At 52.8% G+C, this 14,829-nt stretch carries 14 protein-coding genes; 12 read left to right on the top strand and 2 right to left on the bottom strand.

Annotation, left to right across the window (positions count from 1 at the left end; all coding sequences use genetic code 11):
- Positions 1-198: 198 nt before the first annotated feature.
- Both manA and BZK42_RS03525 read left to right on the top strand, forming a co-directional pair.
- Positions 199-1,374: a mannose-6-phosphate isomerase gene (gene manA, locus BZK42_RS03530; protein ID WP_080858758.1), complete on the top strand. Its 1,176-nt coding sequence runs from the start codon at positions 199-201 to the stop codon at positions 1,372-1,374.
- A gap of 106 nt (positions 1,375-1,480) precedes the next feature.
- Positions 1,481-2,989, top strand: a complete 1,509-nt coding sequence (locus BZK42_RS03525; protein ID WP_080858811.1) for a YdgA family protein — start codon at positions 1,481-1,483, stop codon at positions 2,987-2,989.
- Between the two features lie 45 nt (positions 2,990-3,034).
- On the opposite strand, the gene BZK42_RS03520 is transcribed toward BZK42_RS03525, so the two are convergent.
- A complete protein-coding gene (locus tag BZK42_RS03520; RefSeq protein ID WP_080858757.1) occupies positions 3,035-4,063 on the bottom strand; it encodes a Mal regulon transcriptional regulator MalI in 1,029 nt (342 codons plus the stop codon).
- A 169-nt stretch (positions 4,064-4,232) separates the two neighbouring features.
- On the opposite strand from BZK42_RS03520, the gene malX reads away from it, so the two are divergent.
- From malX to add, 3 genes are all read left to right on the top strand, one after another.
- Positions 4,233-5,825 (top strand): maltose/glucose-specific PTS transporter subunit IIBC, encoded by a 1,593-nt coding sequence (malX, locus tag BZK42_RS03515; RefSeq protein ID WP_080858756.1) that lies wholly within the window; start codon positions 4,233-4,235, stop codon positions 5,823-5,825.
- A gap of 10 nt (positions 5,826-5,835) precedes the next feature.
- Positions 5,836-7,008: a MalY/PatB family protein gene (locus BZK42_RS03510; protein ID WP_047358427.1), complete on the top strand. Its 1,173-nt coding sequence runs from the start codon at positions 5,836-5,838 to the stop codon at positions 7,006-7,008.
- A gap of 100 nt (positions 7,009-7,108) precedes the next feature.
- Positions 7,109-8,110, top strand: coding sequence for an adenosine deaminase (add, locus tag BZK42_RS03505; RefSeq protein ID WP_016153011.1), 1,002 nt, complete (start codon positions 7,109-7,111; stop codon positions 8,108-8,110).
- 52 nt (positions 8,111-8,162) lie between these two features.
- On the opposite strand, the gene BZK42_RS03500 is transcribed toward add, so the two are convergent.
- The gene (locus tag BZK42_RS03500; protein WP_016153010.1) at positions 8,163-9,203 is read right to left on the bottom strand and encodes an oxidoreductase; all 1,041 of its coding nucleotides are present in this window, start codon (positions 9,201-9,203) and stop codon (positions 8,163-8,165) included.
- A 241-nt stretch (positions 9,204-9,444) separates the two neighbouring features.
- Between BZK42_RS03500 and blr the strand changes: the two genes are divergently transcribed.
- The 7 genes from blr (at position 9,445) to rsxD (ending at position 14,824) form a co-directional block, all read left to right on the top strand.
- Positions 9,445-9,570 (top strand): division septum protein Blr, encoded by a 126-nt coding sequence (blr, locus tag BZK42_RS03495; protein WP_019076739.1) that lies wholly within the window; start codon positions 9,445-9,447, stop codon positions 9,568-9,570.
- A 293-nt stretch (positions 9,571-9,863) separates the two neighbouring features.
- The gene (gene ydgT, locus BZK42_RS03490) at positions 9,864-10,079 is read left to right on the top strand and encodes a transcription modulator YdgT (protein WP_003832804.1); all 216 of its coding nucleotides are present in this window, start codon (positions 9,864-9,866) and stop codon (positions 10,077-10,079) included.
- Positions 10,080-10,170: 91 nt separating this feature from the next.
- A complete protein-coding gene (locus BZK42_RS03485; RefSeq protein WP_016153009.1) occupies positions 10,171-10,611 on the top strand; it encodes a DUF2569 domain-containing protein in 441 nt (146 codons plus the stop codon).
- 76 nt (positions 10,612-10,687) lie between these two features.
- On the top strand, positions 10,688-11,269 hold the full coding sequence (rsxA, locus tag BZK42_RS03480) for an electron transport complex subunit RsxA (RefSeq protein ID WP_003029144.1): 582 nt from the start codon (positions 10,688-10,690) through the stop codon (positions 11,267-11,269).
- Positions 11,269-11,847 carry an electron transport complex subunit RsxB gene (gene rsxB / locus BZK42_RS03475; RefSeq protein WP_006684670.1) on the top strand — a complete coding sequence of 193 codons (579 nt, stop codon included), beginning with the start codon at positions 11,269-11,271 and terminating at the stop codon, positions 11,845-11,847. The genes rsxA and rsxB overlap by 1 nt, the downstream gene beginning before the upstream one ends.
- A complete protein-coding gene (gene rsxC, locus BZK42_RS03470) occupies positions 11,840-13,771 on the top strand; it encodes an electron transport complex subunit RsxC (protein WP_080858755.1) in 1,932 nt (643 codons plus the stop codon). Before rsxB ends, rsxC begins: the two co-directional genes overlap by 8 nt.
- Positions 13,772-14,824: an electron transport complex subunit RsxD gene (gene rsxD / locus BZK42_RS03465; protein WP_016153007.1), complete on the top strand. Its 1,053-nt coding sequence runs from the start codon at positions 13,772-13,774 to the stop codon at positions 14,822-14,824.
- The last annotated feature ends 5 nt before the right edge of the window (positions 14,825-14,829 follow it).

Genomic DNA, 14,829 nt, shown 5'->3' with positions numbered 1-14,829 from the left:
TGCCGCAGGTCGGGTTGTAGAAGGAAAGGCTTTCTGCAACCGGAATTACTCAGGGTATTAAAAGCGAGTCACCATATCCTACACAATTTTTTAACAAAAACTGAGACAAGTACGACTTTTTACATGTGCAGGTTACTTCGCTCAGGGTTTCTTGGTTTAATAGCCGTAGAAAATTCCACATTGAAACAGGGCTTGAGAATGCAAAAACTCATCAACTCAGTGCAGAACTACGCCTGGGGAAGTAAAACTGCGTTAACGGAACTTTATGGGATTGCCAACCCCAATCAGCAACCGATGGCTGAGCTGTGGATGGGCGCGCATCCGAAAAGCAGTTCGCAGGTTCTGAACGCTAACGGCCAGACGGTCGCTCTGCGTGATGTCATCGAACACGATAAATCCGCACTGTTAGGCGATGCCGTTGCGAAACGCTTTGGTGAACTGCCTTTCCTGTTTAAAGTGCTGTGCGCCGCGCAACCTCTTTCGATTCAGGTTCATCCTAACAAGCACAACTCTGAAATCGGATTTGCCAAAGAAAACGCGGCGGGGATCCCGATGGATGCCGCAGAGCGCAATTACAAAGATCCTAACCACAAACCGGAACTGGTTTTTGCTTTGACGCCGTTCCTGGCGATGAACGCATTCCGCGAGTTCTCAGACATTGTCGCATTGTTACAACCGGTGTCCGCCGCGCATCCGGCTATTGCGCATTTCCTGCAGGAACCGAGCGCGGAACGTCTGAGCTATCTTTTCGCCAGCTTGCTGAATATGCAGGATGAGGAGAAATCCCATGCGCTGGCGATCCTGAAATCGGCGCTGAACAGCCAGCAGGGTGAACCGTGGCAAACCATTCGCCTGATCGCCGATTTCTATCCGAATGACAGCGGGCTCTTCTCCCCGCTGCTGCTCAATGTGGTGAAACTCAATCCTGGCGAAGCGATGTTCTTATTTGCCGAAACCCCACACGCCTACCTGCAAGGTGTGGCGCTGGAGGTAATGGCTAACTCGGACAACGTGCTGCGCGCCGGACTGACGCCAAAATACATTGATATCCCGGAGCTGGTCGCCAACGTTAAGTTTGTCGCCAAGCCAGCCAATCAACTGCTGACCACGCCAGTTAAGACTGACAGCGAACTGGACTTCCCCATTCCGGTCGACGATTTCGCGTTCTCCTTGCATGAACTGACCGCCAATGGCGCAGATATCAACCAGCAAAGTGCGGCCATTTTGTTCTGCATCGAAGGTGAAGCCGTGCTGAGCAAGGGCGAGCAGCGTCTGGTGCTGCAGCCGGGTGAGTCGGCCTTTATTAGCGCGAGTGAATCGCCGGTAAACGTCAGCGGCACGGGCCGTTTAGCTCGGGTTTATAACAAGCTGTAGCAAGATACTGATATTTTTAACAACTCTTGCTAAGCTGTAGTGAGTTAAAGACATGTCACTCCTCCAGGCGTCTTCAAACGCCTGGTTTTATTTTATGGATATCAAAATGAAAAAATCGCTGGTAGCTGCGGGTGTGGTGGTTGCACTGGGTATCGTCTGGACGGGCGGCGCCTGGTACACAGGAAAGAAACTCGAAACGCATCTCGCCGAGATGGTGACGCAGGCAAACGATCAGTTAAAACGCTACTCCCCAGAGGCGGGCATTGAACTGAGTTATCAAAACTACCAGCGCGGCGTGTTCAATAGCCAACTGCAGTTGGTGGTGAAACCTGTTGCCGGGCAGGCAGATTCCTGGCTGAAACCGGGACAAAGCATCGTCCTGAATGAAACCGTTGATCACGGTCCTTTCCCGCTGGCTCAGCTGAAATCACTGAATCTTGTTCCGGCAATGGCCTCCGTGAAAACGACGCTGGTCAATAACGACGTGACGAAACCGCTGTTTGATATTGCCAAAGGTGAGACGCCATTCATCATCAATTCCCGTATTGGCTACAGTGGGGATACCCGTTCCGATCTCTCCCTCAAACCGCTGAACTACGAGAAAGGCGACGAAAAAGTGGCCTTTAGCGGCGGGGAGTTCCAGTTTACGGCTGATAAGGATGGTAATGCGGTGTCGCTGACTGGCGAGGCGCAAAGTGGCCTGGTTAATGCCGTCAATGAGTATGATCAGAAAGTACAAGTTACTTTCAATAACCTGAAAACTGAAGGTTCCAGCAGTATCGCAAGCTTTGGTGAGCGCATCGGCGATCAGAAATTGTCCCTCGAAAAACTGTCGATTTCAGTTGAGGGCAAAGAGTTGGCGGTGCTGGAAGGCATGGGTATCGATGGCAAATCCGATCTGATTAACGATGGCAAAACCGTCAACAGCCAGTTGGATTACACCCTGAACAGCCTTAAATTGCAGGGCCAGGATATGGGGAGCGGTAAGCTGACGTTGAAAGTTGGCCAGATTGACGGTGAAGCACTGCACCAGTTCAGCCAGCAGTACAGCGCCCAAACCAAAGCGCTGATGGCGCAGATTGATGTGGTGCAAAATCCTGAGCTTTATCAGCAGAAAGTCACCGAAGCCTTCTTTAGTGCGCTACCGATTTTGATGAAAGGCGAACCGGTTGTCACCATTGCTCCACTGAGCTGGAAGAATGCAAAAGGTGAAACCACATTTAATCTGTCACTGCTGCTAAAAGATCCGACCGCAAACACGGTGGAGACGCAAACGCTGGCCCAGGAAGTGGATCGTTCCGTCAAATCGCTGGATGCGAAACTGACCATCCCTGTCGATATGGCGACTGAGTTCATGACGCAAATTGCCAAACTGGAAGGATATCAGCAGGAAGAAGCGGCTGGTCTGGCGAAGCAACAGGTTAATGGCCTGGCGGCGATGGGGCAGATGTTCCGCATTACGACTTTGCAGGACAACGTTATCGGTACCAGCCTGCAATACGCAAACGGCCAGGTGACGCTGAACGGACAAAAAATGCCGCTGGATGAGTTTGTTGGTATGTTCGGTATGCCTTCTCTTACACAGCCGGATGCCCCTGCCATCCCGCAACAATAATCACTCGTCAGTGACAGGCCCGATAACAGTGTTTATCGGGCTTTTTTATTTCGCCGCCACCAGACGAGCGGAAAGCGTCAGATTGCGTGAATGACCTTCATCGTGGGCAATGCGTTGTAGCATACGTTCAGCAAGGGTGTATCCCATTTCACGCGCGGGCGAACAGGCCCAGGTAATCGGGATATCGTCCAACGCGTTTTCCGCCACATCAGCGAATCCGGCCAACGATATTTGCTGTTCGAAATAGCGATCGACACCAATTTCACCACTCTGGCGTCCCGCTCTCATCAGGCCAAACCAGGCGCCTATGGCGATTATTTCGTTGTAGCACACCACCGCGCTGATCGTGGGATTGCGGCGTAACAGCGCCGTTACCTCTTCTGCGGCCTGCTTCTGGCTGGATGAACACTCCAGCACCCAGTCGCTATGAAACGGTAAACCATATTTTAATAAGGTTGCACAATAACCGCCGACGCGCTCTGCGCGAGTCAATGAAGAACTCTGCCCGCCCAGCCAGGCAATACGCTGGTGTCCGTGGCGGATAAGATGTTCAACCAGTAACTGTGCAGCCTGTATGTTATCGGGCCTGACGGTGTCTGCGTCATCCATGTAGCTGGCGCGTGATGCAAATACCACCGGGATCCCTTTATCAGCGGCCAACTGTTGCAGCGCATCACTGCTGCCAGCGGCCCCGGCAATGACCACGCCATCCACCCCTTGGTTGAGTAGCATCGCGAAACGCTGCGCCAGCTGCTCCCCATCTTTACCGCCGTGCAGTAAGAAGACCATGCGCCCCTGCGCTTCCAACGCTTCCGTCAGACCCGCCGTCAGCTCGGCGTAAAACGGCGTTGAAAGATCACGTACAATCAAACCAACTACTCCGCTCTGCCCGCCGCGCAGCGCTGATGCCTGGCGGTTACGCACAAACCCCAGTTGCTCAATAGCAGCATTCACCCGCTCCCCGGTCGCTGATGAAATTCGCCCTTTTCCACTGAGCACCAATGAGACGGTGCTGACCGAAACCCCCGCAGCCAGCGCAACATCATGGATGGTTATTTTTTTGGCTATAGCCATAAAAACAGAAAACTCCCTGATAACGTGACGGATAAAACGTTTTATCAATCACTTATATTTATACCCCCTATTATCGTTCGATAATGTGATTTATACCGCACTAAAATTAGGTAAAACGTTTTATCTTCTCGCCATCATTAGTCAGCTAGCCTTTACAAGGAGTCGTTTGATGACGGCGAGAACCACACCAAAAATAACGTTATGGGAATTTTTCCAGCAGTTGGGCAAAACCTTTATGCTGCCTGTAGCGCTGCTTTCATTTTGCGGGATCATGTTGGGGATCGGCAGCTCGTTGAGCAGCCATGATGTCTTAACGCTGATCCCGGCGTTGGGGAATCCGGTGCTTCAGGCCATCTTTACCTGGATGAGTAAAGTTGGCTCATTTGCGTTTAGCTTCCTGCCAGTCATGTTCTGTATTGCCATTCCTCTGGGCCTGGCGCGCGAGAACAAAGGCGTTGCGGCGTTTGCCGGTTTTGTCGGTTATGCGGTCATGAACCTCGCCGTCAATTTCTGGTTAACCGCCAAAGGTATCTTACCCACCACAGATGCGGCGATCCTGAAAGCCAACAACGTGCAAAACATTCTGGGGATCCAGTCGATCGACACCGGGATCCTCGGTGCCGTTATTGCCGGGATCATTGTCTGGATGCTGCATGAACGCTTCCACAACATTCGTCTGCCGGATGCGCTGGCGTTTTTCGGTGGTACGCGCTTTGTGCCTATCATCTCCTCGGTGGTGATGGGATTGGTCGGGCTGGTCATTCCCCTGATTTGGCCGGTTTTCGCCATGGGCATTACCGGACTCGGTCACATCATCAATAGCGCGGGGGAATTTGGTCCTATGCTGTTTGGTACCGGTGAACGTCTGTTGCTGCCTTTTGGCCTGCACCATATTCTGGTGGCACTCATTCGCTTCACCGAAGCTGGCGGCACACAGGAAGTCTGCGGCCATAGCGTGAGCGGCGCACTGACTATTTTCCAGGCTCAACTGAGCTGCCCGACAACGCAAGGTTTCTCTGAAAGCGCAACACGCTTCCTGTCCCAGGGTAAAATGCCGGCGTTCCTCGGCGGTTTACCGGGTGCAGCATTAGCCATGTACCACTGCGCACGTCCTGAAAATCGTCATAAAATTAAAGGGTTATTAATTTCTGGTCTGATTGCCTGTGTCATCGGCGGTACAACTGAACCACTCGAGTTCTTATTCCTGTTCGTCGCTCCGGTTCTGTATGTAATCCACGCCCTGCTAACCGGTCTTGGCTTCACCGTGATGGCAGTGCTTGGCGTCACTATCGGTAACACTGACGGTAACCTGATTGACTTCGTGGTGTTCGGCATCCTGCACGGATTGTCCACCAAGTGGTACCTGGTCCCTGTTGTCGCGGCTATCTGGTTTGCGGTGTACTACGTGATCTTCCGCTTCGCCATCACGCGTTTCAATTTGAAGACGCCGGGCCGTGAAGTCGAAATTGCCAGCAATATCGAAAAAGTAATGGCCGGAGCGCCTGGTAAATCAGGTTACAACGTCCCTGCTATTCTGGCGGCGCTGGGCGGCGCGGAAAACATTGTCAGCCTGGATAATTGCATCACCCGTCTGCGCTTGTCAGTGAACGATATGTCGCTTGTTAACGTACAGGCTCTGAAGGACAATCGTGCCATTGGCGTAGTACAACTCAATCAGCATAACCTTCAGGTCGTTATCGGTCCGCAGGTCCAGTCAGTGAAAGACGAGATCGCGGTTCTGATGAACACCGTACAGGCTTAAGGACAACAATATGTTTGATTTTTCAAAGGTTGTGGACAGGCACGGTACCTGGTGTACTCAGTGGGATTACGTTGCCGACCGTTTTGGTTCAGCCGACCTGCTGCCATTCACCATCTCCGATATGGATTTTGCCACCGCACCTTGCATTCTGGAGGCGCTGACTCAGCGCCTGTCACATGGCGTGTTGGGTTACAGCCGCTGGAAAAACGATGAGTTTCTGGCGGCGATAAGCCATTGGTTTCTTTCGCGACATAACACTCAAATAGATCCTCAGTCGCTGGTATATGGCCCCTCGGTCATCTATATGGTGTCGGAGTTGATCCGCCAATGGTCATCCGTGGGCGATGCGGTGGTTATCCATACTCCGGCTTACGATGCGTTTTACAAAGCGATTGAAGGTAATCAGCGCCAGGTACACGCAGTCGGACTGGAAAAACGCGCCGACGGCTGGTTTTGCGACATGGTTGCGCTGGAGAAAGCCCTGTCTCGACCTGAAAGCAAAATTCTTCTGCTTTGCAGCCCACAAAACCCAACGGGCAAAGTGTGGACGCGCGACGAGCTGGAAACCATGGCAGAACTGTGTCAGCGCCATGGTGTAAAAGTTATCTCCGATGAGATTCATATGGATATGGTATGGTCAGACCGGCCGCACATCCCGTGGAGTAACGTCGCGCGCGGCAGTTGGGCACTGCTCACTTCCGGCTCAAAGAGTTTTAATATTCCGGCATTAACCGGGGCTTACGGACTCATTGAAGATGCTCAAAGCCGCAACGATTACCTCAGCGCGTTAAAAGGCCGCGATGGTCTTTCCTCGCCTGCGGTGCTGGCGCTTAGCGCACATATTGCCGCTTATCAACAGGGTGCAAGCTGGCTTGATGCGCTGCGCGATTATCTTGCCAGCAATCTGCATTACGTTGCGCGTGAGCTTAATGCCGCATTCCCCGAACTCAACTGGCAGATTCCTCAATCCACCTATCTGGCATGGATTGACCTGCGTCCGCTCAATATTGATGACCATGCCTTGCAGGATGTTCTCATCCACCAGCAGAAAGTGGCTATCATGCCGGGATACACCTACGGAGAAGAAGGTCGCGGTTTTGTACGTCTCAATGCCGGATGCCCAAGATCCAAGCTTGAAAAAGGCGTTCAGGGGCTGATTAACGCCATCCGTTCTGTACGCTAATTAAGTTTGCGCAATGAAATTATTCATTGCGCAACATAGCTTTTTATCCCGATTTTTTCATATAATACGACGCACTTTACCTAAATACACGAGTGCGACCATGATTGATACTTCCCTCCCCCTGACCGACGTCCATCGCCACCTTGATGGTAACATCCGTGCCCAAACGATCTTGGATCTGGGTCGTCAGTTCAATTTAACGCTTCCGGCACAAACGCTGGAAACGCTGATCCCTCATGTGCAAGTCACATCAACTGAGCCGGATTTAGTGAGCTTTTTATCCAAGCTCGACTGGGGCGTGAAGGTACTGGCCTCGCTGGATGCGTGTCGCCGCGTGGCATTTGAGAATATTGAGGATGCAGCACGTAACGGCCTGCACTATGTAGAATTACGTTTTTCACCCGGCTATATGGCGATGGCACATCAACTCCCCGTTGCGGGCGTGGTTGAAGCCGTCATTGCCGGCGTTCGCGAGGGCTGCAAGACCTTTGGCGTCGAAGCTCGCTTAATTGGCATTATGAGCCGTACCTTTGGCGAAGCCGCCTGCCTGCAGGAACTGGATGCGCTGTTAGCCCACCGTGACCATATTACGGCACTGGATCTGGCGGGTGACGAACTCGGTTTCCCGGGCAGTCTGTTCCTGTCGCATTTCAATCAGGCGCGCGACGCCGGCTGGCGTATTACCGTGCATGCGGGCGAAGCCGCGGGACCAGAAAGTATCTGGCAGGCTATTAAAGAGCTGGGCGCAGAACGTATTGGTCACGGCGTAAAAGCCGTTGAAGATCGTGCATTGATGGATTACCTCGCCGAACACCGTATCGGCATCGAATCCTGCCTGACATCGAACATTCAGACCAGCACCGTCGCCTCTCTGGCAACCCACCCGCTGAAAACATTCCTTGAGCATGGCGTTTTAGCCAGCTTGAATACGGACGATCCGGCGGTACAGGGTGTGGATATTATTCACGAGTACACCATTGCCGCGCCAGCGGCAGGACTCACGCGCGAACAGATCCGTCAGGCGCAAATCAACGGCCTGGAAATGGCATTTCTGAGTAACGAAGAAAAACGTGCCCTGCGCGAGAAAGTCGCCGCAGCGTGACGGTTAAAGTGCCGGATGAGATGCTGAGCATCACCATCCGGCATTTGCCTAATCAGGCAAGGCACAGCGTCGAGCGATGTTTCGCAGATTCAAGACCCAGCTCAATCAGCTCCATGATTTGAATAGCTTGTCTCGCCGGTACCGGGTTTTCACCATGACCATTTAGCGCATCACGAATGCCAGCATAGTACGCCGGGTAATTACCCGGTACAGTCAGCCAGGTCTCTTCAACCTGCTCTTCGCCTTCTATTCGCGTCAACACGCCATCGCGCATGTCATAACCCCAGTCTTCCTGAGGCAGTCGCTCGCCATTTTTCAGGCGCTCTTCCTGCGGGTCAAGACCATACTTCACATAGCTGCCACGCGATCCGTGCACGATATAACGGGCCGACTCAGCGGCAGCGAGCATGGTGCCGTGCAGAATCACACGACGCTGCGGGTAAGTCAGGATGGCATGGAAGTAATCCGTCGCTTGCGCACCTGGGCGGAGCTGAGCCAGATCTACCGTCATGCTGACGGGCAAACCAAACAGGTTAATCGCCTGATCCAGAAGATGCGGAGCTAAATCATACCAGATGCCGCTTCCCGGCCCCCCCTGTTCACGCCAGCGGTCACGAACCTGCGGGCGGAATCGATCGAAATGGGATTCGAAATACGCCACCTCCCCCAAAACGCCATCCGCCAGCAGGGCTTTCAACGTCAGAAAATCACTGTCCCAACGGCGGTTATGGAAAACGGACAGCACACGGCCAAGGCTACGCGCCAACGCATCCAGTTCGCGTGCTTGTGACAGTGTCACGGTGAAAGGCTTATCAACAACCACATGTTTGCCCGCTTCCAGCGCAGCCTTCGCTAACGGGAAGTGAGTGTCATTAGGCGTGGGGATCACAATCAGGTCGATATTCGGATCGTTAAAAAGGTGTTTAGGCTCAGCAACAACCGCCACCGTTGGCCAGTCTGCCTTCACTTTTGCTTCATCACTACTGGAAACCGCAGCCAGTTCGAGGCCCGGTGTGCCCACAATCAGGGGAGCATGGAAGGTTTTACTGGCGTAACCATAGCCAATTAGCCCAACGCGGATGTTGTCACTCATGTTATAGCCTCTCAATTCAGGACTTATCTATTTCACACCATACCCTGCAACGTCTCAATAGTTTAATAACCATTGCGCTACAAAGGTTGTTTATTAACTTAAGTCAAACATATGCCACTTATGCTTAACTTGCAGCGAAAAAGAGGGAGAAATCGTTCCCAATTATCTTGCTGTATTATTGAGAGATTAGTAACATTTGCAGCCTGTGTTTATGGATAAATCAAAGCAAATGTCATCAGTAATGAATCGTCTTATTGAATTAGCAGGTTGGATTGTTCTCACCGTCTCTGTGATCCTGCTGGGTGTTGCCAATCATATTGACAATTACCAGCCACCGGAGCCCGTTGCTGCTGTTCAGAAGAAATAAGCATCTGCAGTCCCTTATAACCCGGCAATTAACATCGAGTAACGGCAGGGTTTGGCTGCAAAAGATCGAATTTTGTCAAAAAAAGAGAATAATGCCGCATCCCACTCCGGTGCATATTGCCTGCTGTAGCGAAGCGCGTTACCCTTACCGCAGGTGCGCATAGCGCCTGCTTTTCCACAGGTATGAACACTCTTCTCACATTTGCGCGTCAATCCGCTTTTACCTGTGCATGTTGTTTATTATTTATATTTACTACTCCGTTGGTATTATTTTATTAATATGGATTTCCATTTATGACTGTTCAGGATTACTTATTAAAATTCCGCAAAATCAGTTCACTCGAAAGTCTGGAAAAACTGTTCGACCATCTTAACTACACGCTCACCGACGATAGCGACATTATCAATATGTATCGCGCTGCAGACCATCGCCGTGCGGAGCTTATCTCAGGAGGTCGTCTGTTTGATGTTGGTCAGGTACCCAAATCAGTCTGGCATTACGTGCAATAAAGAAGAAAGTAGCGCTCAACGTTAAAAGCTTTATAATAATTGCCCCAAAATGAATGGCATGTTTGATTGCGCGCGTAAACCTGGAGAAGAGATGACTACCACACCGGCACAACGTATCGGGGGCTGGCTACTTGGGCCACTGGCCTGGCTGTTAGTCGCATTGTTGAGCGCTTCGCTGGCGTTATTACTTTATGTCACTGCGCTGGCTACACCGCAAACCTTCCAAACGCTGGGTGCGCAAAGTACGGCAAATTTGCTGTTATGGGGCGTCTCTTTTATTACCGCGATTGCCATGTGGTATTACACGCTGTGGCTGACGATTGCGTTTTTCAAACGCAGAGCCTGTGTGCCTAAGCATTATATTCTATGGCTGCTGATCTCCGTGTTACTGGCGATTAAAGCGTTTGCGTTTTCACCGGTTCCGGACGCCTTTGCCGTGCGCCAACTGCTGTTCCCATTGCTGGCTGCAGCACTGCTGGTGCCCTATTTCAAACGCTCGCAACGCGTTAAATCGACGTTTGTGAATCCGTAATAACCCTACAGTTAACCTGTTGTCGCCTGTTGTAGATTGTCAGATAATAGGCGGCTTTTTTATTTCAGGCCGAAAAATGACTGATTACCTGCTGCTGTTTGTCGGAACTGTACTGGTCAATAACTTTGTACTGGTCAAGTTTCTGGGGCTCTGCCCGTTTATGGGCGTTTCCAAAAAACTGGAAACCGCAATGGGTATGGGCCTTGCCACGACGTTTGTCATGACACTGGCATCCATCTGCGCATGGCTGATTGACACCTGGATCCTCATTCCACTCAATCTCATCTATCTGCGCACGTTGGCTTTTATTCTGGTCATCGCCGTCGTCGTGCAATTTACCGAGATGGTTGTACGCAAAACCAGCCCTGCACTTTACCGCCTGTTGGGGATCTTCCTACCGCTGATCACCACTAACTGCGCGGTATTAGGCGTGGCGTTACTGAACATCAATCTCGGTCATAACTTTTTACAGTCGGCGCTATACGGTTTTTCCGCCGCCGTCGGCTTCTCACTGGTGATGGTACTGTTCGCCGCGATCCGCGAACGCCTCGCCGTGGCGGACGTGCCTGCTCCGTTTCGCGGTAATGCGATTGCGCTGATTACCGCTGGTTTAATGTCATTGGCCTTTATGGGCTTTAGTGGTTTGGTGAAGTTGTAATGAATGCTATCTGGATTGCCGTTGCCGCAGTGAGTCTACTGGGTCTGGCGTTCGGCGCTATTTTGGGTTACGCCTCACGACGTTTTGCCGTCGAAGATGATCCTGTCGTGGAGAAAATTGATGAAATTCTCCCGCAAAGCCAGTGTGGACAATGCGGCTATCCGGGCTGTCATCCTTACGCTGAAGCGATCGGCTCCCAGGGCGAAAAAATCAACCGTTGCGCACCCGGAGGCGAAGCGGTGATGTTAAAAATTGCCGCCCTGCTGAACGTCGACCCGCAGCCGATTGATGGTGATGAACACGATGTTACCCCCGTGCGTATGCTGGCGGTCATTGATGAAAATAACTGTATCGGTTGTACAAAGTGCATTCAGGCCTGCCCGGTTGATGCGATCGTGGGCGCGACCCGCGCCATGCACACGGTGATGAGCGATCTCTGCACCGGGTGCAACCTGTGCGTTGATCCGTGCCCGACGCAATGTATCGAATTACGCCCGGTGGCCGAGACACCTGATAGCTGGAAATGGGATTTAAACACCATCCCTGTGCGCATCATTCCCGTGGAACAACATGTTTAAGTTATTCTCTGCATTCAGAAAAAACAAAATCTGGGACTTTGATGGCGGCATTCATCCACCAGAAATGAAGACCCAGTCGAACGGTACGCCGCTGCGACAGGTTCCGCTGGCGCCACGCTTTGTTATTCCGCTGAAACAACATATTGGCGCGGAGGGTGAGCTGTGCGTAAACGTAGGCGACACCGTGCTGCGTGGTCAGGCGTTAACCCTTGGGCGTGGTAAAATGCTTCCGGTACATGCGCCAACGTCAGGCACCGTTGTTGCTATTGCGCCGCATTCTACTGCACATCCATCGGCATTAGCTGAGCTGAGCGTTATTATTGACGCCGATGGCGAAGATCGCTGGATTGAGCGAGATGGCTGGGCCGATTACCGTTCCCGCAGCCGGGAAGAGCTGATCGCACGTATTCACCAGTTCGGCGTCGCCGGACTGGGTGGCGCGGGTTTTCCCACCGGCGTTAAGCTGCAGGGCGGCGGAGATAAAATTGAAACGCTGATCATTAACGCTGCTGAATGCGAGCCGTACATTACGGCTGATGACCGCCTGATGCAGGACTGCGCGGCGCAGGTCGTCGAAGGTATCCGCATCCTGGCGCATATTCTTCAGCCACGCGAAATTCTACTGGGCATTGAAGATAACAAGCCACAGGCAATTTCCATGCTGCGCGCGGTGCTGGCTGATTCACACGATATCAGCTTACGCGTGATCCCCACCAAGTACCCGTCAGGCGGGGCCAAACAGTTAACGCAAATCCTGACCGGCAAGCAGGTTCCCCACGGGGGACGCTCCTCAGATATCGGCGTGCTGATGCAAAACGTTGGAACCGCCTACGCGATTAAACGTGCGGTGATTGACGGAGAACCGATTACCGAACGTGTCGTGACGCTGACCGGCGAAGCCGTCAGCCGTCCGGGCAACGTCTGGGCGCGTTTAGGCACGCCGGTTCGTCATCTGCTCAACGACGCGGGCTTCTGCCCTTCCGCCGACCAGATGGTGATTATGGGCGGGCCGCTGATGGGCTTTACGCTGCCGTGGCTGGATGTACCGGTGGTGAAGATAACCAACTGTCTTCTGGCGCCCTCTGCCAGTGAAATGGGAGAAACGCAGGAAGAGAAAGGCTGCATTCGCTGTAGCGCATGCGCCGATGCCTGTCCGGCCGATCTCCTGCCGCAACAGCTTTATTGGTTCAGTAAAGGGCAGCAGCACGACAAAGCAACGGCGCACAATATCGCGGACTGCATTGAATGCGGTGCCTGCGCCTGGGTATGCCCAAGCAATATTCCACTGGTTCAGTATTTCCGTCAGGAAAAAGCCGAGATTTATGCCATTAGTCAGGAAGAAAAACGTGCCGCTGAAGCGAAAGCGCGATTTGAAGCCCGACAGGCCCGACTCGAACGTGAAAAAGCAGCCCGTCTTGAACGTCACAAAAGCGCTGCCGTTCAGCCTGCGGCTAAAGATCATGATGCCATTGCCGCCGCGCTGGCTCGCGTAAAAGAAAAGCAGGCTCAGGCAATGCAGCCGGTAGTCATTCAGGCTGGCGAAAAACCTGACAATAGTGCCGTGATTGCCGCACGCGAGGCGCGTAAGGCGCAAGCTCGCGCAACCCGGATGGAAAACCCTCCCCAAGCTGGAGGCAACAGCACAAAGGTCGACCCGCGTAAAGCTGCAGTGGAAGCTGCAATCGCCCGCGCCAAAGCCCGCAAACTCGAGCAGGAAACCGTAACGGAAACAGCCGAACCGGTGGATCCGCGTACAGCTGCAGTGGAAGCGGCAATCGCTCGTGCCAAAGCCCGCAAGCTTGAACAGGAAACCGTAACGGAAACGGCCGAACCGGTGGATCCGCGTAAAGCCGCCGTCGCGGCCGCTATTGCACGCGCTCAGGCAAAGAAAGCCGCCCAGCAGCAGGTTGTAAACGAGGAATAAATGGTATTCAGAATAGCAAGCTCCCCTTATACCCATAACCAGCGCCAGACATCGCGTATCATGATGCTGGTGTTACTGGCTGCATTGCCGGGGATCGCCGCTCAGCTGTGGTTCTTTGGCTGGGGTACGTTGTTCCAGATAGTTCTGGCCGCCATCAGCGCTATCGCCGCCGAAGCGGTCGTGCTTAAACTGCGCAAACAACCCATTGTCGCGATTTTAAAAGACAACTCCGCGTTGCTCACCGGGTTACTGCTGGCCGTGAGTATTCCCCCGCTCGCCCCCTGGTGGATGGTAGTTTTAGGCACGGTATTCGCCGTTATCATTGCTAAACAGCTGTATGGCGGCCTCGGTCAGAACCCGTTTAACCCCGCCATGATTGGTTACGTGGTGCTGCTGATTTCATTCCCGGTACAGATGACAAGCTGGCTGCCGCCGCATGAAATTGCGGCGACTGTGCCTGGCTTTTTTGACGCCCTGAACGTTATCTTTAGCGGACATACCGCCAGTGGCGGGGATATGAACACGCTGCGTATGGGTATTGATGGTATCAGTCAGGCAACGCCTCTCGATACCTTTAAGACTTCGCTGCATGCGGGACGTACTGTTGAGCAGGTGATGCAATACCCAATCTACAGCGGCATGCTTGCAGGCGCTGGCTGGCAGTGGGTTAACCTTGCCTGGCTGGTGGGCGGCGTCGTGTTGCTATGGCAGAAAGCGATTCGCTGGCATATCCCGGTTAGCTTCCTGCTGTCGCTCGCCGTTTGTGCCACTTTAGGCTGGATTTTCTCGCCAGATTCGCTGGCCTCGCCTCAGTTGCACCTACTTTCCGGCGCGACCATGCTGGGTGCATTCTTTATTCTTACCGATCCCGTTACAGCATCAACAACCAACCGTGGCCGCCTGATTTTTGGCGCACTTGCGGGCCTGTTAGTGTGGTTGATTCGCAGTTTTGGCGGTTATCCTGATGGTGTGGCTTTTGCCGTATTGCTGGCAAATATCACGGTTCCCCTGATTGATTATTACACCCGCCCTCGCGTGTACGGACATCGCTAAGGACT

This window comes from Citrobacter braakii, assembly GCF_002075345.1.
GTDB lineage: Bacteria > Pseudomonadota > Gammaproteobacteria > Enterobacterales > Enterobacteriaceae > Citrobacter > Citrobacter braakii.
Note: the sequence above shows the minus strand (reverse complement) of the source record. Positions and strands in the feature narration are given on the sequence as shown.

Bases quoted from the DNA above. Each gene is read 5' to 3' on its own strand.
- BZK42_RS03485 (WP_016153009.1), top strand. From the start codon at position 10,171: ATGACTACCACACCGGCACAACGTATCGGGGGCTGGCTACTTGGGCCA.
- BZK42_RS03525 (WP_080858811.1), top strand. From the start codon at position 1,481: ATGAAAAAATCGCTGGTAGCTGCGGGTGTGGTGGTTGCACTGGGTATC.
- rsxA (WP_003029144.1), top strand. From the start codon at position 10,688: ATGACTGATTACCTGCTGCTGTTTGTCGGAACTGTACTGGTCAATAAC.
- ydgT (WP_003832804.1), top strand. From the start codon at position 9,864: ATGACTGTTCAGGATTACTTATTAAAATTCCGCAAAATCAGTTCACTC.
- rsxC (WP_080858755.1), top strand. From the start codon at position 11,840: ATGTTTAAGTTATTCTCTGCATTCAGAAAAAACAAAATCTGGGACTTT.
- malX (WP_080858756.1), top strand. From the start codon at position 4,233: ATGACGGCGAGAACCACACCAAAAATAACGTTATGGGAATTTTTCCAG.
- BZK42_RS03500 (WP_016153010.1), bottom strand. From the start codon at position 9,203: ATGAGTGACAACATCCGCGTTGGGCTAATTGGCTATGGTTACGCCAGT.
- BZK42_RS03520 (WP_080858757.1), bottom strand. From the start codon at position 4,063: ATGGCTATAGCCAAAAAAATAACCATCCATGATGTTGCGCTGGCTGCG.
- add (WP_016153011.1), top strand. From the start codon at position 7,109: ATGATTGATACTTCCCTCCCCCTGACCGACGTCCATCGCCACCTTGAT.
- BZK42_RS03510 (WP_047358427.1), top strand. From the start codon at position 5,836: ATGTTTGATTTTTCAAAGGTTGTGGACAGGCACGGTACCTGGTGTACT.
- manA (WP_080858758.1), top strand. From the start codon at position 199: ATGCAAAAACTCATCAACTCAGTGCAGAACTACGCCTGGGGAAGTAAA.
- rsxB (WP_006684670.1), top strand. From the start codon at position 11,269: ATGAATGCTATCTGGATTGCCGTTGCCGCAGTGAGTCTACTGGGTCTG.
- blr (WP_019076739.1), top strand. From the start codon at position 9,445: ATGAATCGTCTTATTGAATTAGCAGGTTGGATTGTTCTCACCGTCTCT.
- rsxD (WP_016153007.1), top strand. From the start codon at position 13,772: ATGGTATTCAGAATAGCAAGCTCCCCTTATACCCATAACCAGCGCCAG.